The following is a 26,180-nucleotide window of genomic DNA, read 5'->3' on the forward strand; positions in this document are numbered from 1 at the left end:
TTTCCATATTTTTGTATAGTTCTGTACCCTTTATGCTATCTACTTAAACTAGGTATTTATTCCTATTTTTAGTGAGGGATTAATCAACTACAATATAAGCTATCATTGGAACTCCATGACCATTATGTGTATGTGTATCACAAATTAGGCGATAAGTTCCCTCTTCATTAAAATGCAAGGGGATTACTGTTTCTTCACCTTTTTTTACAACTCCTTTTATATCTGTTCCTTCAATATAAAAAGGATGTTCTTTTCCATTTACTCCATAAATACTCAAAGATACATCTTCTCCTTTTGGTATAACAATTGTTCCGGGATCCCATCGATATGCTTCAATTTTCTTTCCATCTGAGGTTGTTGAGGTAAATTCACCAGTTACCATATTAATGACAATATCATTTTGTGATTCGTGACTATTTTGAAATGTTGGTAAAGCTTCTTGATTAAAGTAATATAAACTACCTACTAGTAAGCCTGCTAATACAACAAATAGCCATTTTCTTTTAATAATAATAAAGCGCATATAAATCCCCCCTTAGCTTGGCTTATATATCTATATGTATTTGTAAGGACAAACTTGTCTATAAATTAATAAAAATTTAAAGATGAGGATTTTCGAGGATAACTAGCTTGAAGGTCTGATAGTCCAGTTTATTTCTTTATATGGTAGCGACCTATATCATCGCAACATTTGGTATTAAGAGAGCCACAAAGAAAAGCATTATTGCCTTGTTCATACCTAAAAAGAGCAACACCTGAGATAAAGGCAATAAGGTAAGTGAGATGTTGACATATCGTAGGGCATTTTAGCCTTTTTCTAGTCAAAAAAAGAAGCTGGAAAAATTCCAGCTTCTTTGTATTTATACTAATTGATATTTTTCAGGATTCGTTACAATTAGTAAAACCTTCCCTTTATCTAGTTTCTCTTCATATGTCTCAGCTTCGGTTTTTGAAAAGCCAATTTCGCTTAATTTGTTTCTTAGTTCATCACCTTTTTTATTGAAAAAGTTACCGACTGCATTAGAAATTCCCGTTTCTTCAGAACTGATTGTGTTTGTTTCTGCTTTTTCCGAAATTCTTTCTGTTCGTTCATCATCATGTGAAAGAACATAAACATCATCTGATTTAACACCTTTGTTCTTTAAATCATTTACAGCTTCTTCAATTCGTTCTTCATTCTGATACTCTTCGATATAAGGTTTCATATATTATATTCCTCCTTTAAAAGTATATTATTCTATTACACGAAAGAGGTAGCTTCAAACATAAAATAATAGATTTTATTAAAAATAGTCATATTCTACTAATGATTAATTTGTATGTTTAAGCTTTTTTATACACCTTTACTGTAAGATTTTATGAGTAACATTAAGCTAAATAGAGTCGATTTAGATCAAGCTTTACTAGTAAAAGAAATAGAATAGAAATCATTACCACTTATTAAATGATATTTTCTAGTAATTTTTCTAGCTTTTTTATGTTCATAATGTTATAGTAATAAAGCGATGAGCTGAATTGTGTAAGTCGAATGACATGCCAACTGGCTAAATGCACTATGTGGCGTGCAGTTGTTCGCCTCAATACGCAAAGGACGTCTAATTAGACGTCCTTTTTTATATGTAGAAAAACAAAAAGATTATACCGATAAGTTTTAGAAAGGTCTATGACATGATATAGTAATCTTACTCACTACATAAAATGTAAAGGAGAAATAGGATGAAACCTTCTATATTATTTATTGGGGCTGGAAGAATGGCAGAAGCAATCATTTCAGGTCTCCACAATAAAGGGCAGAAACAAATCAATCAGATTTTTGTAGGAAATAGATCGAATTCAGATAAGTTAAAGGAACTAGAAGATAGATATGGGATTATTCCTGTAAATCAGTTGCAAGATTGTATAAATCAAGTGGATATAATCGTTCTTGCCATGCCTCCAAATGAGCATGAGGTGGTTCTTGAGAATTTATTTTCATTCATTTCTAACCAGTTTATCGTTACGATTGCAGCAGGAATGGGACCAGAATCTTTAGAGAAAAGATTACCTTATGGAACTGCTGTAGGGTGGATAATGCCAAATACTGCTGCAGAGGTTGGTCGTTCTATTTCTTTATATACATATGGTCAATTTATAAAAAATGAACATAAGCAACAAATGGAAATACTTGTAAATGCGATCGGGGATTCACAGTATTGTACTGAAGAAGAAATACATAAACTGACAGCCATTACAGGTAGTGCTCCTGCATTTCTTTATCAGTTTGCAGAAATCTTAATATCTATGACAGAGGATATGGGCGTAGAAAGGAATATAGCTCAAAAGCTTGTAACTGAAATGGTTATCGGTTCTGCAGAAATGCTTAAAACGGGTAAGTTACCTATGGAACTCAGAGATCAAGTAACAACACCAGGTGGTGCAACAGCTGCAGGACTTGAAGTGTTAAAGAAAGGTCATTTTGGTCAACTAGTAAAAGAAGCTGTGATTGCTACAAATAAAAAAGCTAAAGGCTAATGATAAATTTTGTAGAGGAATCTTTAGAATTCCAAATAAATAACCCATGGCTAATTTTATAACCATGGGTTTTTATTTATAACTTTGTTGCAGTGGCTATCTTAAAAGGAAATGGCACTGTTTAAAAGTCTAGTGGCATCTTTAAAAATATGTGTCTAACTGATAAAGAGATCAAATTAAACCATCTTTAAAAAAGCCATTATAAAAGAAGTGTTTCTAATTTATGAAATTATTCTTTTTTAATACTAACAGCAGAAAAATTCTCTAACACAGGCAGTGTCTTTTCATCTTCTACCATTGCGTGTCCACATAGAGGACATTCTGGTTCTTCATCTGACTTGAAATTATCTCTCATCCAACCGTTACAGTCATCTGAATCACATGACCATATTTTTAGGTTTACCTCTGGTGGTTTTTCTACTTGCTGTTGAAATCTCATTTGAACACATCCTTTAGTAAGGAGATTTAGTACTACATACATTATACACATTTTACCTGGCAATATGTATAATTGTTAACAAATTCCTGACAATCCATAAGAAAATCCGTATAACTCAAGTTGTTTTATGTATAAAAACTTAAAATTATATGTCAGAACTCCAGTTCACAGAAATTCTGACATAATAATTTCACTTAAGCCTCGATTAATTCTGAAACTGCTACCTGTGACCTTTCTTCAAGTGGACCTCGTAAATGACAAGTAACCATTTCTTGCTCTTCATGTAATTCATCAATCCAAACAGAAGTACCATTATACATAACTTTAATATCAGCTGATGAAGATAGAATTTGTTTTACACGATTAATATCCATTACAATACCTCCAATAAATTGATCACTTTATTTTGTACAAAAATTTACTGTTTTATACATTTAAGAATTAAACCTCTTATGACAATGTTTTTTATAGCTATTATGTATAAAAAGGTCAAGTAAACAAAAATTAGTAGTAGAAGATGAAAAGGTGGTTAAGTTGGATATGGATTACAGTTTAATATGGAAAGCGATTGTTATTGTTGTTGGAGGTACAATCTTATTAAGGATAGCTGGGAGAAAATCAATTTCGCAGATGACACTTGCTCAAGTTGTCATAATGATTGGACTTGGATCATTACTTGTTCAACCACTTGTTGGTAAAAATGTATGGAGCACTTTAATAGTAGGTCTTATGTTAGTACTTACTCTTGTTTGCTTAGAATTTAGTCAAATAAAAATGGATGGTATTGAAAAGTTTATTACCGGTAGAGCAAAAGTGATCATAAAAGACGGACAGTTACAGGAAAATCAATTAAAGAAAGTACGCGTTTCAGTGGATTTATTAGAAATGAAACTAAGACAAGCAAGTGTAAGTAAAATAGAAGATGTGAAATTTGCAACGATAGAGCCTAATGGTCAAATTGGCTTTGAATTAAAAGATAACAAAAAACCTGCTACTAAAGAAGATATTGATAATATATTTCAAGAGCTTCAGGTCCTTAAACAGTCATTAAATATTCTACCTTCTATAAATAAGCAAAACATACCTTCAAATCAACCTGACTTATTTACTGAAGTTGTCAAGAATAGGCATGATATAAAACCTCCAGAACATTTACAGTAAGTAGTAAAGTTCAAATTACGGCCCTACAAAAGTAGGGTCTTTTTTGTGCAGAATTACTTCGACATTCTTCACTAAAGAAAAACTTAATATAAGACTGCTGAGTTTATTTTGTATATAGCACATTTTATATTACTAGTATTTTCATCCACACATCTATTTTTTTATAGGAGAAAACATTGAAGAAAGTCACATTAATGTAGACTCTATTATCAATTAAGTTCTTTTCCATTATCGTCTATCACCATCTTCTCTCTTTTACATAATGTGTAAATGTATTCTAAAACTATGAAACGTTAAAGAGTTCATAGTTGCTTTCTGAAGGAGGTGCAAAATATTTTGAGCAATAAAGAAGATTGGAAAGAAGATCTTAAAGCAGCGGTTGCACTTCATCAAAAAGCCATAGAGGGTGATAAAGAAGCTGCAAAAAAGGCACTTACGATACTAAAAAAACTTAAAACAGATGTAATTAATAATCCAACAATTGAAGCCTATTTTGGAAGTGCCTCTGCTTTAGTAGCGAAAGATCATATAGATTTAATTGAAAAAATGAATCTAGCAAAAAGGGGTCTTAAAGCATTAGATAAAGCTGTTAAGGCAGAGCCGGAGAATTATGAATTTAGATTACTAAGAGGTAATGTAGCATTTCGATTGCCTGAGATGTATTTCAAAAGAACAAAAACTGCAATAGAAGATTTTCAATTCCTTATCAGTGAGTATAAAAGTAGGAATAAAAATATAACGAAAAATCTATATTGTGAAATTCTATTAAATCTAGGTAAATGCTATCAAACACTTGGTGATTTTGAGAAAGCAGATCAAGCTTGGAATCAATTGTTGAAAGAAAATAATAGAAAATATAACACTCTTGTTGAAAATGCTAAACGAAATGGAGGTGAATAATCATGAATTTACAAAAAAGAAAGTTAATAGAAAAATTAGCAAAAGCTAATCCTTATTTATTAGAAGCAGGATTTGCAAATAACCTAAATGAAGAGCATGAACATTATCAATACAAACAGCATGTTAATTCAACTACTTCTTCAGGTGAAGAAAAAAAACCAGTAAACACAACTAACAAAAAAAATAGAGTTTTAAAAAGTACTAATAATCTAACATTTAGATTACGCAAGCAGAAAAAAACAATAAATGAAAATCCAACTGAAAGTCACTCAGGAGTATTAGACGAGGTTATAAAAGAACATGATGCTGGGTTAAAAGGAAATAAACAATCAGTTAAAAATGCCTATGATCAATTAAAAAAGTTGTATGAACAGCAGCCTAATCATAAAGAGATTAAAGCTTATTTTGGAAGTGCAACATGTTTAATAGCCAGAGATACACATAGTGTGACAGATAAGATGAAATTTGCTCTAGAAGGCTTAAGCCTATTAGATGAATTAATTGAATCAGATTCTGATTGTATTGTTGCTAGATTTTTAAGAGGGCATGTTGCATATCGACTACCTGACCTTTATTTTCAACGTTCCAAAACAGCAATTGAAGATTTTTCCTATTTAGTGGAAGTTTATGAAAAGAACTCAACAATATTAAATGATGATGAGTATACAGAAATTTTAAAAAACTTAGTAGAAGTTTACAAACGGTCAAATCAGATAGACATGGCAAAGAACTATCAAGAGAAACTTAGAGCCTTCAAAATGTTAAGAAATCCATCAATAAATAATACTGAATTAGACAGTGAACAAGATATTGATGGTCAAATAGAGATGGAAGGAATGACAGATGAAGCTTTCTCTATTTATAGCAAGGCTCTAAATGGAACATCAGATGAAGTAAAAGAAGCTTTAGACTTTTTTGAGGTGTTTGTTTTAACAAATTCATCTCCAGAAGTAGAAATGTATTATATCGATTTACAATCGATGCTTGGCAGAGATTCTATTAACACCTATGAAATGTTTGGTGCAGCTATAAAGTCAATGAAAGCGATGGATAGTTTGATTACTGAGCATCCAGATCTTAATGAATTAAAACTTATTCGTTCAAGACAGAGTTTAAGATTACCTGAATTATTTTTTAGAAGAGCTGCAATAGCTAGTGCAGATATCGAATGCTTAATAAAGAATCAGGAATTTCTGGAAGAAAAGGGTTCAGAGATTCACCATCAATTATTGTTTGACCTTGGTATTGCCTATGAAAAGCTAGGTATGATACAAAAAGCAAAAGAAGCTTGGGCAAAATTAAATAACCTTAATCCTTCTATGGAAATACAAGAAAAATTGGAAGAGAAAAAGGAAATTTATGCGTATAAAAAGATTGATTTAAGAACACTTACTGTGGCAACAAAAGACAAATTGTATGAGAAAGCCAAGGAAATGCATTTTATGGGTGCTAAAGGATGCAAGGATGCGGCTATTCAAAGTTTAGAAGCATGGGAAAAAGCAAGGAATGCATTTCCAGAATGTGAAACAGCTCAAACCTACTATGCAGCATCAGTGGCATTAATGGGTAAGTTCGCTAATGACCCACAGGAAATGTTCAAGGATACCATACGGGGTATAAAGTTGTTGAATGAATCGATTCATTCAGAAAATCCTGAGTTGAAATATCTAAGAGGAGTTATCTATCAATCTCTTCCTGAAGGTTTTTTTCATACAAGTGATAAAGCAATCAAGGACTTTAAAGCTGTAAAATCTGCATATGAACAAAATCTTGAAAAACCTCCAATAACAAGAGAGCAATACTTGAAATTATTATATGATTTAGGTCATTTATATAAAAAAACTAGTTTGATAGATCTTGCTGAAAAAACATGGAGTGCATTATATAAAGAAGATTCTGAATCAATGTACGTTGCGAGATTAAAAGCTCGAGGTATGACATTTGAATAATCGAGTTTTCAATCCAAACTAAAAGAAATTATAAAGAGCAAGGAAACAGAGGTGAAAAGTATGATTATTGACGCACATGCCCATTTATCTAATACAGAGTATGGGAACATAGAATTATATCAGAAGTTAATGAGCGAGATCGGTATTGATCAGGTAGTGGCAGTTCCTGGAGCAATGCTAGATGTACGTAAAATGACTGAGTATATCACAGGTAGAGCAAAACCGGATAATCCTGTTCCAGATAATCAATATATTGAAAAAGCATGCCATGAAAATAAGAACATCCATGGTTTTATCTGTATTAATCCGCATGACAAAGATGTAGAGCAACAGCTTGAAAAGGGTAAGAAACAAGGATTTAAAGGACTAAAGCTTTCTCCGCTATCACATCAGTTTTCGTTTTCATCAAAAGGAATTACAAGCTTAGCGTCTCTATGTGGCGATTATGATTTTCCATTTTATACACATGTTGTATATAGCCCAGGTGCATCAACTGCAAAGTTTATTCAGCTTGCAAAGAAATTTCCAAAAACTAAATTTATTATTGGTCATATGGGATTTGGTCCAGCAGACCAAGAGGCATTGGAAGCAGCAAAATCGTTAGATAACTTTTTTTTAGAAACATCAACAGGTAATTTCCTTCATATACAGGAATCAGTTAAAAAAGTAGGCTCCTCAAAAGTGATTTTTGGATCAGAATATCCACTATCACATCCAGGAATAGAACTGGAAAAAATCATGAAGCTAAATATTACTGATCGTGAACGTGAAGATATCGTAAGTGGAAATATAAAGCAATTATTAAAAATTTAAAGTGTGATAACTGTTAATCTAGGTGAAATTGAAGGGAGAAATTATTATGCAACAAAAACAACGACAAGTTTGGTATGACGGTAGAGGAGTTTCAGTTGAAAATATGGATGTTTGGGAGTTAATTAATCACTCTCCTATTGATAAAGCGTTGGTAACAGTTCAGCAACGTCAAGAAGGATATTTTCCACAAAAAATGTCTTTCATTACAGAAGTATCAAATGTTGAGGAATTAGAAAATGTTCCTTCAGAGGATGTTGTTTTTTCTGATAATAAAGCTTTACTAGAAGAAGCAAAAAAGCGAAACTATAAAACTTGTATTTTTTATTCAGTTGATGACCGTGAAATGCTAGAACGTTGCTCAAGAGAAGCTAGTGAATATGACTTTGCTGCAGTTGACTTTGATTTACCAACAAATATACCTCTAGAATTAATCATTGCTAGGCTGGAAGAAAGTAACACAGTGTTATTACGAGCAGTTAATACAGCGATTGATACAGAAATTGCTTATGGAACCCTTGAAAAAGGTAGTGATGGCGTATTATTTGCAACAACTGATATTGATGAGGTTAAACGTTTAACTGCATTTATGTCAAAGCAAGCATTACCGAGCTTAGAATTACATCCAATGGTCGTAACAGAGGTTGTTCATGCTGGTATGGGTGTTCGAGCTTGTATTGATACGACTGGTATTATGAACCAGGACGAAGGAATGATTATTGGTTCAACTTCTGGTGGTGGAGTTTTTGTTTGTTCGGAAACTCACTATCTTCCTTATATGAATTTAAGACCATTCCGAGTAAATGCAGGAGCAGTTCACTCTTATGTGTGGCAGCCAGATGATGCTGCTGAGTATTTAAGTGATTTAAAAGCAGGTGATAAAGTTCTTTGTGTTAATACAAAAGGTGAAACTCGAGTATTAACAGTAGGAAGAATTAAAACTGAAGTACGTCCGATGTTGCTGATCAAAGGAAAAGTGGGAGAAAGTGAGTTAAATGTGATTGTACAGGATGATTGGCATATCCGAATCATGAGTGCAGATGGCAAACCAAGAAATGCTTCTACAATTCAACCTGGAGATGAGTTATTGTCTTATATTTGTGAGCCTGGTCGACATGTAGGAGTTAAAGTTAGCGAAACAATTATTGAGAGATAAAAAGTGGGGGAGTTTTCACTATGTCAGGTAAAGAAATCCGTTTGAAAAAATTATATCATCATTCCGACAAATTATTAATTGTTCCAATGGATCATGGAATTACGATTGGACCAGTTAAAGGTTTATCTGAAATTAATCACACAGTAAATGCTGTTTTTGCTGGAGGAGCAGATGCTGTTGTTGTGCATAAAGGTCTTGTTCGTTATCTAACAGATTCAATTGGCTCTAATAAAGGTGAGTTGATTGTTCATTTATCAGCTTCTACAGCACTTGCTCCAGAATCACAATCAACAAGAAAGGAAGTTGTATCATCTGTAGAGCATTCAATTCGCTTAGGTGCGACAGCAATTTCGACACATGTAAATTTAGGCTCTCCATTTGAAGCAGAACAAATTAGAGATGTAGGTTTAATTGCAGAAGAGTGTGATAAATGGGGCATTCCACTACTTGCAATGATGTATGTACGTGATGGCTCTAAACAACATGAATTTGATCAAGAAAGAATAAGGCATGCTGCAAGAGTTGCAGAAGAATTAGGGGCAGACATTGTAAAAGTTAATTACAGTGGTTCAGCAGAATCATTTGCTGAAGTCGTTTCTGGTGTGAAAATTCCTGTGTTGATTGCAGGTGGAGAGAGACTATCATCAAATGATGACCTACTTGTTATGATTGATGATGCTTTGAGTGCAGGTGCAAATGGAATCTCAATTGGCCGTAATATTTTCCAAGACGAAAATCCTGAAAAGCTTTGTGCAAGTATACGATCTATTTTAGATCAATAATGAGGTGAACTAATGGACAATAAAAATTTAAATGAAGCAGTCAGTAATTTTTCAACCAAAATTAAAGAATTAAAAGAACAAGGAGCAACAAGTAATCAAATTCAAGCTGCAGTTTTTGAGATGATTGAAGGTTTAGGGATACAAATTCCTTTAGAGAAAATCAACGAAAAACTATTAACGATGAAAAATGATAATGAACTAAAATGAAATTAAGAAATTCGTTTGAGACGTTTAAAGAACAAGTTAACTGTCTTTAAATGGTAATATCAACGAGAAGGAAAAAAAGCTGTTTATTTTATGCTTAAGTCATTAAATATCCAGGTATCTTAAAATGAATGAAATAAGTGGAAAGTTTTGGCGTGAATTCTACTATGAATTCACGTTTTTTTGGTAAAGCATTTTTAACCCCCGATCTTTTTTATAATCAGCTCAAGCATAAATTAGGGCAAAACATTAACATAAAATTAGGTTAGTTTTATATTTTAAAAAATACCGTATGAAATCAAAATTGTAAGCCAAACTATAATAGGTGAAAAAAATACACAAGAAAATACATAGGAGTGAAAATATGTTAAAAAAATTAATAGCAGTAACTTTTGTTTTATTATTAATCATGCCAGCTGTATCACATGGTCAAATTAAAACATTTAAAGAGCCACCATTTGAATTTTATAAAGTATCAAAGGGTGATTCATTCTGGTACATTGCACAGCGATATGGATTAGATTATAAAAGGTTAATGGAATTAAATCCTTCAATTGAACCTAGAAATATGCACGTAGGTGAAGTAATTCGTTTGAAACCATCAGCTAAAAGTGTTAGTAGCTTTGAAGAACAAGTTGTACAGCTAGTAAACCAAGAACGTGCTAAAGCTGGGTTAAAGGCACTTACACATCGAGCAGATGTTAAAAATGTAGCTCAAAAGAAAGCAGAAGATATGATAAACTCGAATTACTTTTCACATACGAGTCCGAACTATGGATCACCGTTTGATATGTTAAAAACATTTGGAATCAGCTATACAAATGCAGGTGAAAATATAGCCAAAGGTCAAAAAACACCTCAGGAAGTTATGAAAGCTTGGATGAATTCTTCAGGTCACAGAGCGAATATTCTAAAACCAGAATTTGATGCAATTGGTGTTGGGTTTTATCATGGTGCATGGGTTCAAATGTTTATAAAAGGTAGATAAATAAGGAAAAGAAGAGGATGGGAATTCCCATCCTCTTCTTTAATTTTTTAGCTTTAGCAATCTTTAAGAAAGTCTGTTTTCATAAATTGCACCTTTTAAGCCAATAATACACTGTTTACAACAGATAATGACTCTACTATCAACAATCTTTCCAAATAGAACCTTTATCATGTATTTATCTATTCATTTGTTTCCTTAGATATATCTCTACCTTCTGCTCCTACAGACATATCGGTGTCACTTCTTGTGTTAGTCTTCTCATCATTAATTTTATAAGGCTCTTGTGTAGAATTTACATATTTAGACTTGTGTTTTGCTTCTGTTTTAATAAATTCATCAAAGTTTTCATTTACCAATGAAAATCAACTCCATAATCAAATTTTCAACTCATTAGTATCGTATCCAATGAAAGGGAAATTAATTAGAACAGTTAAAAAAGGTAAGTACTAACTTATTGCATGCTCCAAACCACAAGGTGCATGCATAAAATATAGCCATAATTGAAATTAAATGATTAAAGAAAAAAAGAGGCAGACTCAACTGAGTCGCCTCTTATATCCATATATATTATTTAGTTAAGTGTTATTATTTGCTACCTAATTGTTGTTCTGCAAAAGAAACTAAACGCTTAGTAATTTCTCCACCAACAGATCCATTTGCACGAGATGTTGTTTCTCCACCAAGGTTTACGCCAAATTCATTAGCGATTTCATACTTCATTTGGTCGATTGCTTGAGAAGCACCAGGTACCACTAATTGATTAGAATTGTTGTTATTACTGTTGCTTGCCATAATAAATCCATCTCCTTCATGAATAGTTTTTGGTGGGTTAGGCTGGAATTGCACCAAACCGTTAACCAACTAGGTTAACCCGATAAGAAAATAAATGATTATTGCACTTAATTATGCTTTTGCGTTTGAATAAGTAATTGCTGTAAGCGATGTTGATAATTAATATTTCACGATTTAAAAAATATATGCTAATTTTTTTCGAGAAATTTTTCCCAGTGAAAATTGGTTAACCACATAACTATGTGGAATACTACAAAAATAATAATTTTTCTTATTAGAATTCTGCTGATTTACAACGATGTAGTACCTAACAAAAGTTGTAAAAGTTCTTTTTAGGAAGAGCTGATGCTTACTGATGATTGAAGTACTTTTTGTTTAGTTTCTAACTAAAATCAACAAGATGAAGTAGAGGAAACTACAAAAAGTAGTATGGAAAATAGAGGAGGTAAAATAAATGCCAAGTGTTATTCTTGAAAATGGCAATAAAATTACGTATGACGATATTGGTGAAGGAACTCCAGTTATTTTTGTTCATCCACCAGGTATGGGTAGACATGTATTTTATTATCAGCAAAAACTAAAAGACCGTATGAGATTAATCATTCCTGATTTAAGTGGACATGGAGATAGTTCAAGAGTTGATTCCAATAATGTTTCAGTAAGTTATTTCGCGGATGAAATCATCCACTTTATGGATAAATTAGGGATTGAAAAAGCTGTACTTTGTGGTTATTCTGCAGGAGGAGCAATTACTCAATTTTTAAGTATTTATTATAAAGAGCGAGTCAAAGGGCTAATTTTATTTGGTGGTTATCCTGCTGTTTTGAATACTTTTTTACAATGGGAACATAAGGTAGGAGCTTTTATGGTTAAACATCATAGAAGATTATTAGCACAAATTTTGGCATTAAGTCATACGAAAAATAAGAAATTACAGAAAAAACTTTTCCATCATATGTTAAAGTCACAAAAAAGTGTTTGGTATAAATATTATCAGGAAGTTCTTCAAATCAACCTAATACATGATTTGAATAAGATTAATGTTCCAGTTTTATTAATGTATGGCACCAAATCTGATTTGATCAATAAATATAATACTTATTTTAAAGAGCAGATTAAGAGATATAGAATCGTTTATTTCAAACACACAAATCATCAAGTTCCTACAAAAAGGTGGAAATTAGCGAATGCTGAGATTGCAAGATATATAAATGGAACAATAGATCATAAGAAATAATTGAATGTAATTCATAGATATTTGTAATGTATCAGGTGAAATGATTGTTGTTTTTACACCATAAAGTTATAATGAAAACATAAAATGTTAAATATCTATTATTTGTAATTGTTAACGCTTCCTTAAATAATAAATAGAGGAGAGGAAAATATGAAGGTTGTAAAAGAGAGATTTGGCGAAACTAACGGGGAAACAGTTTATTCTTATGAACTACAAAATGATCAAGGATTTAAAGTGAGCTGTATATCACTAGGATGTATTATTACTAGTATTTCAACTCCAGATAAAAATGGAGACGCAGAAAACGTTGTATTAGGCTTTGAATCTGTTGAAGACTATTTAGAGCATTCTCCATATTTTGGTTCTATCGTTGGAAGAGTAGCAGGAAGAATTAATAACGGTAAATTTGAATTAGATGGTGAAACGTACTCTTTACCACAAAATGAAAAGACAAATCATCTTCATGGTGGACCAAATGCATTCGACAAGAAGGTTTGGGATGCCGAAATAATTGAGAATGAAGATGAAATAGGTGTGAAATTTTCACTATTAAGTAAAGATGGTGAAAATGGTTATCCTGGGAATGTTACTGTTAATGCTACTTATTTAATTAATAATCAGAATGAGTTAACAATTACATATACAGCAACAACAGATAAAAAAACCCTTATAAATCTAACAAATCATACTTATTTTAATTTAAGTGGAAATGTCAAACAAGATATCTTATCACACAAATTAAAATTGAAAAGTAATGAGTATTTGGAGTTAAATGAATTGTTTATTCCAACTGGAGAAAAAGTAAGTGTAGACAAAAAACCATTTGATTTCGTAAATAAAAAAGAATTGAAAGAAGCAATCTTATCAAATGATGATCAAATTAAGAAGGTTGGTCAAGGAATTGATCACCCGTTTTTATTAAATGAAAATCATAATGAAGAAATCGTGTTAGAAGACGAAACAAGTGGTAGAAAATTAATCATTGAAACTGATGAAGAAAGTGTTGTTGTATATACATCAAACATGCTAGAAGGAGATTTTCAAATTAGAGGTGTACAAGCTCAAAAATATTTAGGCATTTGTCTTGAAACTCAGGGCCTACCTGATTCCATTAACCAACCTAATTTTGATCCATGTATTCTAGATGTTGGTGAAGAATACAACACAACAACAAAATATAAATTTACTACAATCTGATAATAAAACGGCCTTAAAGATAATAAGGCCGTTTTATCTTTTTACTCAATCTCCATAAGGATATGGTACGTGTATACTATTTATCGTACCAGGTTCATCTTGAATCGTATTTAAAGATTGCAAGTAGGAGCGTAATTCGTTTTTTAATTCTTTAGGAGCTCCCTCTTTAAAATGCCAATTCCCAGGCTCATCCACAAAATATTCGCTATACATAAAACTAGGATGTTTTTCAGGCATCTTTATCCCTCCTTTGTTTCTCTTTTATCATTCCCTTCAATGACCTTATCCATAGTTCAAGAAGAGCAACTTTCAAAAAAATATTTGTATATTTTTAGTTTTTTAACAAACTTTAAAGAAAAAGAAATATATAAAGGAGTTTGGTTTATGATTTTCTATGCTTGTATAAAGTCAGATCCTAACAATGTAAACTCATATAAAGGAATTGAAGTTTCAACATTAGGCAATTCTACAGATGTGGTTGCGCGATTCGAATCTTATGATCCTTTGGAAGATTTTCGTAATTTTGTAAGTTGGTCTGAAGGTGTTGGAGATGATAACGTTGGCTTTTGTGATAGCTTAAAAAGCTTTGCTAAGCAATATGAAGTCATCTCTGAAAATGATTCTCATCAAATGTTATCTATGGTTTATGGTGAACATTTCGAATGTTAGAAATTGATTTGTTTGTATCTTCATAATGATTTTCTAGTATACATAAAGCAGTACAAAAAAATTTAATTAAAAAAAGCTGAAGCAACAGGAAAGTCCTGCTTCAGCTTAACTACCTATTGATTTAAGTTGTGTAAAGTATGTTTATTCTACTTGCTTCCTACCGTTTCCTTCTGTTTTTCCTCTTCCATTCTTACAGCAGATTTATCTTTTTTAAATAGCTTTCCAAAGTATGTGATGATTGATTTATAATTGTCTTCAATTTTCTCAATAACATAGTTAATTCTTTCATATAATGTTGATTTTAGAGTATCTAATTCATTAGCGGTTTTCCGGTTCAAAGCATCTTGTTGATCTAACTTTTCTAATACCGTTTGATGAAATGCTTCTTGAAGTTCAAGTGACTTTAATATTTCTTCATTAGTTTTGTGTTGAGTATTAATCTGATTGTTTAAATCTTTATGAAGATCGGTATAGGTTTCAATGTTTTTGGACATTTTTTGAAGTGCATGATCTTGTATTGTCAGTTGATCCATCATTGCTTGATGTATAACTTCTTTATCATCATGCTTTTGAACAAGTTCATGATGTAGTTGTTCTAATTTATTTAAACGGATTAAAAACATATCATAGACTTTTTGTTGTGTATCAAGATTTTCAATTAGAGGAGTTGTTCGCTTTTCTTGTTCTTCTAACTGTCTTACAAGATGGTTGAATTGCTGAAATTGTTCGAATTTAGTTTCATTTAATATACTGTTGACTTCCTTTGTAGACTTATCAAGTGACTTATTCACCTTATCCTGATTATTAAGAAGCTCTTCTAATGAATTTTTTCGAAAGAATTTTTGATTAGACTTAACCATAATTTCACTTGGTTGCTTATATAGGGAAGGATTTGAATGGTTTTTTATATATACCAAAATGACTCACTCCTCTCTGCAAAATTCAAATACTACTATTATCTTATGTGTTAACCCACTTAATTGATCATTATTTTTTTATTTAGAATTTGTTAAACCTAATAAATTTTACTGATTAATAATTTGAGTTGAATATATCTGCGTAATGAGAATGTCCAGTATCCAGGAATATTCTATAGGCACGCAGCTTACAAGGAGTCTTTGTACCCGAGGAAAAAAGGGATTAATTTTTGTACATCTAAAGCAAATGGCTATATAAGAAAATAATAGTTATATTTTTTGAAAAACTATGTTTGTTCCTTCAAAAAAGGGCATACTAGTTTGGACAATAATGTAAAGGTGGTAGGAAGATGAGTTTAGAATGGTTTGACCGTGTGAGCAGTGAATTGCAGGAGCATCTTGAATCAATTTGTGAAAAGTATGATCAAGTAGGACATATGTCAATCGATCGCGGTGCAAAACATCCTAGGATTGAATTCTTTGTTTTAAATGAGGAAGATGAGCGTGAATATTTTTGCACTTTATTTTTTGATCCACATAACGAAGAATTTTATTTTGAAACATTCGACTTAGAATTCGAGCAAACTTCTAGAACTCTTCTTTCAGATATTGAGGATATTATTGATGCTGTTCATGAAAGTTTTCATGATTACATGAATGATGATGAAGATGATTACGAAGAAGTGTATGAAGTTGATCTTGATGATCAAGGTGAACATTATCTAGAAGATGATGATGGAGATATCCTTGAAGAGATTGATGTTGAATGGGAAACACCGGAAGTAACAGCCTTCAAGTATGAGGATGAGGTAGAAGTTACTTATCAATTTGGTATTGTTGAAGAAACGGGAGATGGTGTATTACGACGCATCAATAGAATTAAAACAGATGATGATGACTTAATAAAAGATGAAACGAACTTCATTTTTAGTAAAGAGGAAGCAAGCACTATTATAGCAATGATAGCAAGCCATATGGACTCATTATCAGAATTTGATTTGCAATAAATAATAAGAAGGTTGGAGGTAGTGATTATCACTGCAATCAACCTTCTTCTTATTTATTTGTCAGAAACGGCTTGAACAGCTGTATGACTAATCATATCAATTATTTGTGAAGTGTAAGTATAAGTGATACCGTTAAATTATTACCTTTAACATAATTAGATTTGCAACTCTATTTATATAACAGATTTTATGAAAATTTTCTGAAAAAAATTTCTAAAACGTGAACATGTAATATGTAAATTCAAACTAAATTTATACAAAGAGAAATTATAGTAGGAATTTTATGATATTCCTCGAATTGAATACTATAATATAAGTTTTTAGCTTTGATAAAGGCTCTGTTAAACTTTTTTGTTGATTTCCATTACAGGCATTCGCTTTCCCCGGCAGTTCGTTTTTTCCTAGGGAAGAATAATAAAAAATCCCAACTGCCGGCTTTTTTAAAGGACAATTCTTCCTAGGTCCGGGAGCCTCCCTCGTAAGCTTGAGAGCTTGTGGGGTCTCCCTTTGCAGGCTTCTCTAAGCAGGAGTCTCATATATTCACCTGCAATCAACAAGTGCTAATAATCATCATTAAGCTTTAACATAGCCTAGATAAAAATGGTTTTAATTATAATGAAATTTAGTTATAGTTATTTAACTTATAAGGGTAGCCTATAAATTACATAAACAAGGCGGGTTTTCTATGAATCAATTTGAGATAGATTTAACCGAAGAACAATCTAGGATTAACTCAGTAATAAAGAAAATGAAACAAAATCTTTCTGAGCTAAAAGCACAATCATCATCGATGAAAACTGATATTGTTTCAATAAGGAAAAACTTTTGGGAAGATGTAACAGTCAATTTAGACGACGCAGTTGAAGCAGGGGAAACAGCTACTAGTATTAAACAACAAGCTGAATTTTTAGCTGAAAAAGAACACCGTCATAAACATCTTGATCGTGATTTTAAAAATTTAACAAGACTTGTTGAATCCCCTTATTTTGCTCGAATTGACTTTAAAGAGGACGGAGAAGATGAGGTAGAAAGTATCTATTTAGGTATTGCTTCTTATATTGATCAAAATACGGATGAATTTTTAGTGTATGATTGGCGAGCACCTATTTCAAGTCTATATTATGATTATAGTTTAGGTTCAGCTCATTTTACTGCACCTGGTGGATGTATTAGTGGTGAATTGAAGCTGAAGCGCCAATTTATCATAAAAAATGGATCGATAAAAGCCATGTTCGATACAGGAGTAACAATAGGAGATGAATTACTACAAGAGGTATTAGGAAAACAATCTGATTCACAAATGAAAAGTATTGTTGCGACGATTCAGCAGGAGCAAAATAAAGTAATTCGTAATGAAAAGGGAAAGCTATTAATTGTGCAAGGAACTGCAGGTAGTGGAAAAACCTCTGCTGCACTTCAACGAGTGGCTTACCTATTATATAAATATCGAGATAGCCTAGAAGCAGAAGAAATATTATTGTTTTCACCAAATACAATGTTTAATAGTTATATACGCAATGTATTACCAGAGCTTGGTGAAGAAAATATGCAGCAAACAACATTTCAAAATTATTTGCAACACTCACTTGGAAATGAATTTGAAGTTGAAGATTTATTTACACAAATGGAGTATATGCTAACTGCAAAAAATGATGAAAGTCTTCTATTACGTATAAAAGCAACAAAATATAAATCTTCTTTTGAATATATGGAAGTGATGGAAGATTACCTTAAATTGTTAAGCAAACAAGGATTAATCTTTAATGATATTCTTTTTAGGGGTGAAATTCTTTTTAAATCAGAGGAAATTTATACTTATTTTTATTCTCTGGATTCTGCAATCACAATAACTAATCGCATAAAGCTTGTGGAAGAGTGGTTGTTAGCAGAGTTAAAGAAAGTGGAAAAACGTGAACGAATAAAACCGTGGGTAGAGGAAGAAATTCAGTTTTTAAGTAAAGATGAATACCAATTTTATTTTGAGAAATTAAGTAAACAAAAAAGATTTTCTCAAGAAACCTTTGATGATTATGACCGTGAGCAGGAGCTATTGAGTAAATATGTAGTTAAAAGAAATTTAGTTGCAGTAAAAAAAGGAATTAAATCATATTCATTTATTAATATGAAAGCAATTTATCAGCAATTATTTGATCTTAGTCATAGTAAAACCTTTGAGAAAAACGACTGGAAACGTATAGGGGAATATACCGTTGCAGAGATAGAAGAAGGGAAGATTCCATACGAAGATGCTACACCGTATTTGTATTTAAAGGAAAAAATAGAAGGATTTAAAGTAAATACAACTGTAAAGTATGTTTTTATAGATGAGGCACAAGATTATTCAGCATTTCAATTTTCTTTTTTAAAACATCTGTTTCCTAATGCGAAGTTTACAGTATTGGGTGATAATAACCAGGCAATTTATGCTCACCAATCCTACACAGGCTTGGGTGCACTTTCACAGTTGTTTGAAGAAGAAAAAACTGAAAAAATCGAATTAAATAGAAGTTATCGTTCGACATTTGAAATTGTAAACTTCACAAGTGAGATGTTAGTAAATAAAGATACAGAGATTATTCCTTTTAACAGACAAGGGCAAAAGCCTGTTGTTATAAAAAAACAATCTGTAAACGACATTATAAACGGAATCATTGAAAAGATTAAGCTTCTACCTGAATATAAAAGTATTGCTATTATTTGCAAAACAGCTGAAGAAAGTAATAAAGTTTATGAGCTACTAAAGGGGTTTATTGATGTTCATTTAGTTGATAAACGAAGTAATGAATTTGATAAAGGTATTGTCATTATACCAGCATATTTGGCAAAAGGAATTGAATTCGATGCTGTTATTATATTTAATGCTTCGAAAACAGTTTATGAAGCTGAATCATTAAGAAATCTTTTTTATACAGCCTGTACAAGAGCTATGCATGAATTATCTATTTTCTATGAAGGGGAGCTCACAACTTTTGTAAAGGATGTTTCTCGAGACCTTTATATTGAAGAATAAAATCTATGAAATAGGAGGGCAATGTGGAAATTATCGCTAAAATACCATATGTTATAGTGAATAGGAAAATTGAAGATAATACACAGTTTCATAAAGAAGAAGAACATAAGATCACGTTGTCCTGTGAACGTGTTGTTACTTCTTTTGATTCATTTTTACTTGAAGAAGTTTTAGATATCTCTTTTCGTTTCTTCTCTTCGGAAGAAATGGGTTTATTATACCTACATACAACGAAAGGGATGTATTCATATACAGTAAAAACGAGTCCACAGCATTTTATAGAACAATTTAAGCAAATGAAATAAGAAGGCTTAATAGGTTATATGAAAGTTTTTAGCCTTTTTGTAGTGAATATATGAAGACGCTTGATGGAGGTGCATCTCTGGTGAAGAGTCCACAGGCAACGCTACTTTCGAGGGAGGCTAGCGGACTGCCTTCGGAAACAAAAGTATCTGTAACGGTAACAATCAATATTGTTTTATAGACCTTATTCATAAAAAAACAATGGCAGATTAACTGTTTAAATTTTGTAAACAGTTGATCTGCCATTGCTTTAGTTCATATGTTTTTTCATTTCTAGCTTTTTTAATTCGATGTATTGTTTGAATTCTTCTTTATTTACATCAGAGTTTAAAGCTTCTTTAACAAGTTCAATAAGCTCTTGGTTGTTTGTGGTATTCATGCTTTTATTATTATTCATATACTTAAAAAATACCTCCAATACAGTTTCATCATTAACTAATACCCTACTATTACAGTTCTTAAACCTTTTTTAGTTTTAGGCTTGTTAAACTTTGTTGTTGATTTCCGTTACAGGCATTCGCTTTCCGCGGGCGGTCCGGGAGCCTCCTCGTAAGCTGCGCGCCTGTGGGGTCTCCCTTTGACACGCTTCTCCCACAGGAGTCTCATGCCTTTCACTCCAATCAACAATGTGCTAAAAATCAACAATAACCTTTAACATAGCCTAGTTTTAAATTGCACTTTTTGGTGTGGAGTTCTTTATATTATTAAATCATAGATTGATTGTTAACTTTTAATGAAAAAAGTTGACAAAAAGTGGGGTATATGGAGATTTCCACCGTGTAATGAGAATTTTACTTTTCGATATCTTTACAGGTGAAGCCTTGCTGTTTTAACATTGTTGGTACTTCTGAATAGTTGTGGTTATAATGCTGTTCTTTGTAAAAGCCTGAGATTTTATTAGTCCAGGTTACATCTCTTTCGCCGTTTGACTTCTTAAGCTGATGCTGTCTAAATGTCTCATTGTATGTGTTGATATATGACGCTTGGTTGTTGTCATATTCTTCATTGTGAACAAAAGCGTTTTTAGGTAATCGTGGATTTAAGCCAGGATCATTTAAGCCATAACCAACACACAAACCTGCAATTGGAATCACATATTTAGGTAAATTTAATAATTCGATTACATTTAAAGGTTTACGACGGATGCCACCGATAGGCACTGTTCCAAGTCCTAAAGATTCTGACGCCGCAATCGCGTTACTAAGTGCAATTCCTACGTCTGTTGCACCAACAAGAAGCATATCAGTATCATTAATTGCATTAAATGGTACTTTTTCAATTTCACTAGCAATTTTAGCCCGGTTAAAATCAGCACAAAAAACAAGAAAGGTTGGAGCTTCAATAATGTGTTTTTGATTTCCGCAATAATCTGCAAGCTTTTCTTTTCGTTCCTTGTCTTGGATAACTATTATAGAAACTTGCTGTCCATGAATCCAAGAAGGTGCTGATTGAGCTGAGTTAAGAATGGCATCGAGATGGTCGTTGGGTATTTGTTGATCCTTGTATTTACGAAACGAGCGGTGACTGGTTAATGTTGTAATAACATCATTCATTCGTATCCCTCCGATTTGTGTAAACAGGCATTTTTAGATTAGTAAAGGCTTTACGAGCTACAGGTTGTTAAATTGTGTGATAAAACACCAATAACTAACACAATGGCATATCGTATATAGTCTTTATACTATTACTGTACTTTAAAAAATTATATATTTCAAAGATTTTGAATAGAGATAGTAAATGCCTCGATATGCTTTAATGGTGAGTAATAGTTAAAAGTGGAAGGGAGTATAAAAATGGTTCGTTTTTTTAAGAGGTTTCTGAATAAGAGCTATAAAAATAATCAATTAATAGTTGTTGCTCATCGGGGAGCTGCGGGTTATGCGCCTGAAAACACAATGGCAGCTTTTTATAAAGCGAAAGAACTAAAAGCTGATTTTATTGAATTAGATATCCAAATAACAAAGGATGGCGAAATAGTTGTTATTCACGATCAAAAAGTGGAACGAACAACAAATGGTGTAGGTGAGGTGAAGGAATTTACTTACCGTGATTTAATTAAGCTAGACGCTGGAGAATGGTTTGACACAAAATTTAAAGGTGAAAGAATTCCAACATTAAAACAAGTTATATCAGAATTTTATGGGCAAATGGGGATATTGATTGAAATTAAAAATCCAGCTCTTTATCCTGGAATCGAACAGAAGGTAGCGACTTTGCTCAACGAAATCGTTGGAGAAGAAAACCTTAGTGAATCACAGATTATCGTTCAATCCTTTGATTTTGAACTGTTACAAAGATTGAACCAAATTTCCTCTAACCTACCATTAGGGTTACTTGTGAAGTATCGTGTTCAAGGAATTTCAACAGCACAATTGAAAGACTGGACTTCAATCGTTCAATATATAAATCCTAATAAAGCACTTATAACGAAAAAACTAGTAAAAAAAATTCACAGCTATAAAGTTAAAGTCATTCCTTACACTGTTAGAGATAAAAAATCGATAAACGGATTAGTTAATGCCGAAGTAGATGGCATAGTTACAGACTATCCTGATTATATTGTTGACTTTATGATTAAAAGAAAAAGCTCATAAATACGTTTAAATTAGTATTCATGAGCTTTTTTTTATGAATTTTCTCGTTGTTGACCTATTTCTTTTTCTGCCATAAGGGAGTTAGCTACTTCTTGATTTTTATGTTCATCAACTGAGTCTCCAGCAAAGTTCTTAAGATTTGGATAGGATCCATCATTTTGTATTGTTATTTTCTCTTCTTTCGGTGCATTTGTTAAGTATTTATCTTTTTCCATTACATGACCCTCCTTGTTACTTTGTGATATCAATTTTTAGTATGTGTTTTTTTTTTGATAATGATTCTTAATAAAAGGCTATTTTCATAAACTTAGCAAAAAGGTAGCGAAAACAGTCTCAAATGATTAATCAAAACTGTTTTCGCAAACTTTGTTACTTTTAAATACTCGAGAAATCAGCACAGTAGTAAATCTAGTGGCATCTTTTCTTCATAAAATGGAAGCTTTATATGCGAAAATACATTTTACAACTGTTTATATTAGTCACATAGCAAAAATCTTTAAGAAAAGAGCCTTAATCATAAACAATGACAAATCGAATAATCAAATAGCATAAAATAACTAGAGTAACGCTTCCTATAAAGCTAGCTAACAAAATGCTTTTTCCATTTCTTTTTAGTGAAGCAAGCTTTAAATTTAACCCTAATTCGGCCATAGCCATGCCCATTAAGATATAGGAAACAGAAACAATACTAGAGGCTATGAAATCAGGAATTAAGTTAAGAGTACCTGAATGTACTCATTACTAAAAACCCAACGATAAACCATGGGATTGGTAATGATGTACCTTTCTTTGCCTCTTGATTTTGACGATTCTCTAGTATTCCAAAAAGAATAGCTACTGGAACTAACATGACAACTCTTGTTAGTTTAACAATCACAGCCATATCTATAGCGTCAGAGCCAGCTGTTGCTGAAGCGGCTATAACATGAGCTACTTCATGAAGGGTTCCTCCTGATAAAACGCCAAACTGTAAGCCTTTATTTGTGAAGAAATAGAATAACTGCAGCTGCACCACAATAGCTGTTCCACATGCTATTAAGATTGTTAATTAATTATTGATTTTTAAAAGTTTACCTATAAGATAGACAACTGACAAAGTAAACAACACATTAATTAATGAAAGAAGAAACAGATCTATTTCTGCTTGATAAATATCAAGTAAATTCAATCTCACACCTAATAAAACACTACCTAATATCAAAAAACTTTAACTTGAAAATGTAAGTTTCAAATAAACCGGAACTCCTAAAGTAGATCTCCAAGTAAATCTAATTAATATCGCTATTACAAGTGGATCCATTATTGAGCGATATAGATTGCCATAATGGAGAGAGCTAGATTAAGTAGTAAGCCAGTAATAAATCTATTGTTTTTCCTATTTATAACAAATGCTCCAGACAAATAAACACTCTTAAAATATAATTCTAATAAAAACACTTTATAAAACTCTTGTTTATTAGTAAAATATTGATAAGTGATCATTGTTATTAATATTTTTAATAATAGGAGATGTAGAATTTGTATTATGATGCATTAAAAACATTTATTACTGTAGTAGAGCAAAGAAATTTTACGAAGGCTGCAGAAAAATTACGAATTTCTCAACCAAGTGTTAGTGTTCACATTAAGAATTTAGAAGCTGAATTTCAAACACAACTGTTTATTCGTTCTCCAAAAGTACTTAAAATAACACCTTCGGGTGAAATTCTACTCGAGCGGGCAAAACAAATGGTCCAAATATATGAAAATACGAAGAACGATATATATGAACAGCAAAACACAATTAAAGGAACTTTAAAAATAGCCGCTAGTTTTACGATAGGGGAATATGTGTTACCGCCATTATTAGCGGATTTATATAAAGAATACCCTAATCTTAATTTCTCTGTTACGATTGGGAATACAAATGAAGTAGTTAAATTAACACAGCAATTTCAAGTTGATATAGGGTTAATTGAAGGAAATACAGATGAAAAAGATGTTATTGTCCAACCATTTATGGAGGATGAGCTTATTATCATAGCACCTCCTAATCATCCTTTAAAGAATAAAAATGATATTGTAACAGAGGATCTACAAAGTGAAACATGGATAAGTAGAGAAAGTGGTTCAGGTACAAGAGAATATTTAGAGCACTTTATACGCTCAAATGGTCTTAAAATAAATGATCTTTTGACTATTAGCAGTAATCAGGGAGTTAAAGAAACAGTTATAAATGGTCTTGGAATATCAATTCTTTCGTTTTTTACAGTGAAGAGAGAACTTAAACAAGGTGCTTTAATTGAAATTAAACCTAAGGATGAATTATTTAAACGGAAATTTTCTTATGTGATTTCACCAATTAGTGGTGAGAAAAAATTAAACACCGTTTTCTTAGAAGCTCTAAAAAAAGATAATTAATATAGAAGAAACTTGTCTTTAAAAAAATGGTTGGCCATAAATAATGCCAACCATTCCTTATTTTCAAAGTAGAAAGTGGGAAATTCTAGAGTTAGTATTACGGTCTAGGCTCAAAAAGCCATTCGCTTTCCTTATTGGTATTGCTCAAGCATAGAGAAAAAGTCTTTCACATACTTGTAAAACACCTTCTCTGACGGTGCAAGGTCTCTTTTCTTCGATACAATAATTCCTACTGTTCTTCTGACTAATGGAAGTTCAATAGGAATCTTAACAGTAAAGCGTGGGATTGATTCATGAAATGTACTCTCAGGTAAGAGAGTAACCCCCATACCGGCAGATACTAGACCTTTTATAGCATCTAAATCTTCACCAACTGAAGAGATATTAGGTACAAATCCTGCCTGTTTACACGCTTCTACTACGATTTCTTGTAGAACGAAGCCTCTAGGAAATAAGACAAAAGAGTCGTTTCTTAGTTCATTAAGCAAAATGCTCTTTTTTGAAGCTAAATGATGTGTAGATGGTACTAATGCTGAGATACTTTCAGTGAATAAAATTGTTCCTTCAACATCAGGATTGTTTAGTGGTACAGGACCAATAAACGCGAGATCAATTTCACGGTTTATTACTGAATCAATTAAAAACTTATATGAGCCTTGTCTTAAATGAAAAGCTACATTAGGATGTTTCTCCTTGAAAGCCGATATAACTGTAGGTAATAAATGACTAGCAAGGCTTGTTGGAAAACCAATTTTAATTGAACCTCTTTCAGGATCTAAATATTCATCGATTTGTTTCTTAGCATAATCAATAGCCTTCATGGCTGTTTTAGTGTGTGTTAAAAATACTTTTCCGATGGGTGTGAGCTTAACATTTCTTCCTTCTCTTTCAAATAATGTCACACCTAACTCTGATTCAAGATTGGCAATTTGTCTGCTAATTGCTGACTGAGCTACATGTAGGTATTGTGCAGCTTCTGATACATGCTCACGTTCTGCAACTTCCATAAAATATCGTAGTTGACGTAATTCCATAATTGGCCTCCAATCACCATTCATATCAAAAATAGATTGATTTAATCTAAATTATATATTGTTTATATCAATTTGGAAATATATAATGTAATTATCTGAAAATTATCGGGTGTAAGATTA

30 protein-coding genes are annotated in these 26,180 nt (G+C 32.0%); 17 read left to right on the forward strand and 13 right to left on the reverse strand.

Annotation, left to right across the window (positions count from 1 at the left end):
- Positions 1-79 precede the first annotated feature (79 nt).
- Positions 80-523 (reverse strand): cupredoxin domain-containing protein, encoded by a 444-nt coding sequence (locus JOC75_RS00670; RefSeq protein ID WP_204952212.1) that lies wholly within the window; start codon positions 521-523, stop codon positions 80-82.
- A 337-nt stretch (positions 524-860) separates the two neighbouring features.
- Positions 861-1,205 carry a YflT domain-containing protein gene (locus JOC75_RS00675; RefSeq protein WP_204952213.1) on the reverse strand — a complete coding sequence of 115 codons (345 nt, stop codon included), beginning with the start codon at positions 1,203-1,205 and terminating at the stop codon, positions 861-863.
- Positions 1,206-1,716: 511 nt separating this feature from the next.
- Here JOC75_RS00675 and proC point away from each other — a divergent pair.
- Complete coding sequence (gene proC, locus JOC75_RS00680) at positions 1,717-2,511, forward strand: pyrroline-5-carboxylate reductase (protein WP_204952214.1); 795 nt, start codon at positions 1,717-1,719, stop codon at positions 2,509-2,511.
- Between the two features lie 229 nt (positions 2,512-2,740).
- Here the strand turns inward: proC and JOC75_RS00685 are convergent, their stop codons facing one another.
- Together JOC75_RS00685 and JOC75_RS00690 are read right to left on the reverse strand one after the other, a co-directional pair.
- Entirely contained in the window at positions 2,741-2,950 is a 210-nt protein-coding gene (locus tag JOC75_RS00685; protein WP_204952215.1) for a cold-inducible protein YdjO-related protein, read from the reverse strand.
- Between the two features lie 194 nt (positions 2,951-3,144).
- Positions 3,145-3,324, reverse strand: a complete 180-nt coding sequence (locus JOC75_RS00690; protein WP_146945989.1) for an H-type small acid-soluble spore protein — start codon at positions 3,322-3,324, stop codon at positions 3,145-3,147.
- Positions 3,325-3,490: 166 nt separating this feature from the next.
- On the opposite strand from JOC75_RS00690, the gene JOC75_RS00695 reads away from it, so the two are divergent.
- The 8 genes from JOC75_RS00695 (at position 3,491) to JOC75_RS00730 (ending at position 10,900) form a co-directional block, all read left to right on the forward strand.
- Positions 3,491-4,111, forward strand: coding sequence for a DUF421 domain-containing protein (locus tag JOC75_RS00695; RefSeq protein ID WP_204952216.1), 621 nt, complete (start codon positions 3,491-3,493; stop codon positions 4,109-4,111).
- A gap of 336 nt (positions 4,112-4,447) precedes the next feature.
- Entirely contained in the window at positions 4,448-5,011 is a 564-nt protein-coding gene (locus JOC75_RS00700; protein WP_204952217.1) for a tetratricopeptide repeat protein, read from the forward strand.
- A 2-nt stretch (positions 5,012-5,013) separates the two neighbouring features.
- Positions 5,014-6,960: a hypothetical protein gene (locus tag JOC75_RS00705; RefSeq protein ID WP_204952218.1), complete on the forward strand. Its 1,947-nt coding sequence runs from the start codon at positions 5,014-5,016 to the stop codon at positions 6,958-6,960.
- A 60-nt stretch (positions 6,961-7,020) separates the two neighbouring features.
- A complete protein-coding gene (locus tag JOC75_RS00710) occupies positions 7,021-7,773 on the forward strand; it encodes an amidohydrolase family protein (RefSeq protein WP_204952219.1) in 753 nt (250 codons plus the stop codon).
- 46 nt (positions 7,774-7,819) lie between these two features.
- Entirely contained in the window at positions 7,820-8,926 is a 1,107-nt protein-coding gene (locus JOC75_RS00715) for a 3-dehydroquinate synthase II domain-containing protein (protein ID WP_204952220.1), read from the forward strand.
- A gap of 20 nt (positions 8,927-8,946) precedes the next feature.
- Positions 8,947-9,708 (forward strand): 2-amino-3,7-dideoxy-D-threo-hept-6-ulosonate synthase, encoded by a 762-nt coding sequence (locus JOC75_RS00720; protein ID WP_204952221.1) that lies wholly within the window; start codon positions 8,947-8,949, stop codon positions 9,706-9,708.
- Between the two features lie 12 nt (positions 9,709-9,720).
- Entirely contained in the window at positions 9,721-9,915 is a 195-nt protein-coding gene (locus tag JOC75_RS00725) for a hypothetical protein (protein ID WP_204952222.1), read from the forward strand.
- Positions 9,916-10,276: 361 nt separating this feature from the next.
- A complete protein-coding gene (locus JOC75_RS00730; protein ID WP_204952224.1) occupies positions 10,277-10,900 on the forward strand; it encodes a CAP domain-containing protein in 624 nt (207 codons plus the stop codon).
- A 179-nt stretch (positions 10,901-11,079) separates the two neighbouring features.
- On the opposite strand, the gene JOC75_RS00735 is transcribed toward JOC75_RS00730, so the two are convergent.
- Positions 11,080-11,256, reverse strand: coding sequence for a hypothetical protein (locus JOC75_RS00735; protein ID WP_204952225.1), 177 nt, complete (start codon positions 11,254-11,256; stop codon positions 11,080-11,082).
- A 229-nt stretch (positions 11,257-11,485) separates the two neighbouring features.
- On the reverse strand, positions 11,486-11,692 hold the full coding sequence (locus JOC75_RS00740; protein WP_146945981.1) for an alpha/beta-type small acid-soluble spore protein: 207 nt from the start codon (positions 11,690-11,692) through the stop codon (positions 11,486-11,488).
- A gap of 454 nt (positions 11,693-12,146) precedes the next feature.
- Here JOC75_RS00740 and JOC75_RS00745 point away from each other — a divergent pair, with 454 nt between their 5' ends.
- Both JOC75_RS00745 and JOC75_RS00750 read left to right on the forward strand, forming a co-directional pair.
- Positions 12,147-12,929, forward strand: a complete 783-nt coding sequence (locus JOC75_RS00745; RefSeq protein WP_204952226.1) for an alpha/beta fold hydrolase — start codon at positions 12,147-12,149, stop codon at positions 12,927-12,929.
- A gap of 150 nt (positions 12,930-13,079) precedes the next feature.
- On the forward strand, positions 13,080-14,126 hold the full coding sequence (locus JOC75_RS00750) for an aldose epimerase family protein (RefSeq protein ID WP_204952227.1): 1,047 nt from the start codon (positions 13,080-13,082) through the stop codon (positions 14,124-14,126).
- A 45-nt stretch (positions 14,127-14,171) separates the two neighbouring features.
- Here JOC75_RS00750 and JOC75_RS00755 read toward each other — a convergent pair whose 3' ends face one another.
- Positions 14,172-14,363 carry a hypothetical protein gene (locus tag JOC75_RS00755; protein WP_146945978.1) on the reverse strand — a complete coding sequence of 64 codons (192 nt, stop codon included), beginning with the start codon at positions 14,361-14,363 and terminating at the stop codon, positions 14,172-14,174.
- 147 nt (positions 14,364-14,510) lie between these two features.
- Here JOC75_RS00755 and JOC75_RS00760 point away from each other — a divergent pair, with 147 nt between their 5' ends.
- Positions 14,511-14,795 carry a hypothetical protein gene (locus JOC75_RS00760; protein WP_204952228.1) on the forward strand — a complete coding sequence of 95 codons (285 nt, stop codon included), beginning with the start codon at positions 14,511-14,513 and terminating at the stop codon, positions 14,793-14,795.
- Between the two features lie 146 nt (positions 14,796-14,941).
- Here the strand turns inward: JOC75_RS00760 and JOC75_RS00765 are convergent, their stop codons facing one another.
- The gene (locus JOC75_RS00765; RefSeq protein WP_204952229.1) at positions 14,942-15,712 is read right to left on the reverse strand and encodes a hypothetical protein; all 771 of its coding nucleotides are present in this window, start codon (positions 15,710-15,712) and stop codon (positions 14,942-14,944) included.
- 350 nt (positions 15,713-16,062) lie between these two features.
- Here JOC75_RS00765 and JOC75_RS00770 point away from each other — a divergent pair, with 350 nt between their 5' ends.
- The 3 genes from JOC75_RS00770 (at position 16,063) to JOC75_RS00780 (ending at position 20,034) form a co-directional block, all read left to right on the forward strand.
- On the forward strand, positions 16,063-16,719 hold the full coding sequence (locus JOC75_RS00770; RefSeq protein WP_204952230.1) for a hypothetical protein: 657 nt from the start codon (positions 16,063-16,065) through the stop codon (positions 16,717-16,719).
- 685 nt (positions 16,720-17,404) lie between these two features.
- Entirely contained in the window at positions 17,405-19,729 is a 2,325-nt protein-coding gene (gene helD, locus JOC75_RS00775; RefSeq protein ID WP_204952231.1) for an RNA polymerase recycling motor HelD, read from the forward strand.
- 23 nt (positions 19,730-19,752) lie between these two features.
- Positions 19,753-20,034 carry a hypothetical protein gene (locus tag JOC75_RS00780; protein ID WP_204952232.1) on the forward strand — a complete coding sequence of 94 codons (282 nt, stop codon included), beginning with the start codon at positions 19,753-19,755 and terminating at the stop codon, positions 20,032-20,034.
- Positions 20,035-20,282: 248 nt separating this feature from the next.
- Here the strand turns inward: JOC75_RS00780 and JOC75_RS00785 are convergent, their stop codons facing one another.
- Entirely contained in the window at positions 20,283-20,429 is a 147-nt protein-coding gene (locus JOC75_RS00785; protein WP_204952233.1) for a hypothetical protein, read from the reverse strand.
- 394 nt (positions 20,430-20,823) lie between these two features.
- On the reverse strand, positions 20,824-21,585 hold the full coding sequence (locus JOC75_RS00790) for an NADPH-dependent oxidoreductase (protein ID WP_204952234.1): 762 nt from the start codon (positions 21,583-21,585) through the stop codon (positions 20,824-20,826).
- 240 nt (positions 21,586-21,825) lie between these two features.
- On the opposite strand from JOC75_RS00790, the gene JOC75_RS00795 reads away from it, so the two are divergent.
- Positions 21,826-22,626, forward strand: a complete 801-nt coding sequence (locus tag JOC75_RS00795; RefSeq protein ID WP_239589227.1) for a glycerophosphodiester phosphodiesterase — start codon at positions 21,826-21,828, stop codon at positions 22,624-22,626.
- 32 nt (positions 22,627-22,658) lie between these two features.
- On the opposite strand, the gene JOC75_RS00800 is transcribed toward JOC75_RS00795, so the two are convergent.
- Both JOC75_RS00800 and JOC75_RS00805 read right to left on the reverse strand, forming a co-directional pair.
- Positions 22,659-22,841 (reverse strand): hypothetical protein, encoded by a 183-nt coding sequence (locus tag JOC75_RS00800; RefSeq protein WP_204952235.1) that lies wholly within the window; start codon positions 22,839-22,841, stop codon positions 22,659-22,661.
- A 500-nt stretch (positions 22,842-23,341) separates the two neighbouring features.
- Positions 23,342-23,641: a putative sulfate exporter family transporter gene (locus JOC75_RS00805; protein ID WP_204952236.1), complete on the reverse strand. Its 300-nt coding sequence runs from the start codon at positions 23,639-23,641 to the stop codon at positions 23,342-23,344.
- A 503-nt stretch (positions 23,642-24,144) separates the two neighbouring features.
- Here JOC75_RS00805 and JOC75_RS00810 point away from each other — a divergent pair.
- Positions 24,145-25,026 carry a LysR family transcriptional regulator gene (locus tag JOC75_RS00810; protein WP_204952237.1) on the forward strand — a complete coding sequence of 294 codons (882 nt, stop codon included), beginning with the start codon at positions 24,145-24,147 and terminating at the stop codon, positions 25,024-25,026.
- Positions 25,027-25,157: 131 nt separating this feature from the next.
- Here the strand turns inward: JOC75_RS00810 and gltC are convergent, their stop codons facing one another.
- Positions 25,158-26,060, reverse strand: a complete 903-nt coding sequence (gene gltC, locus JOC75_RS00815; protein ID WP_204952238.1) for a glutamate biosynthesis transcriptional regulator GltC — start codon at positions 26,058-26,060, stop codon at positions 25,158-25,160.
- Positions 26,061-26,180 lie beyond the last annotated feature (120 nt).

The sequence above is a fragment of the Metabacillus crassostreae genome, assembly GCF_016908395.1.
Classification (GTDB): Bacteria; Bacillota; Bacilli; order Bacillales; family Bacillaceae; genus Metabacillus; species Metabacillus crassostreae.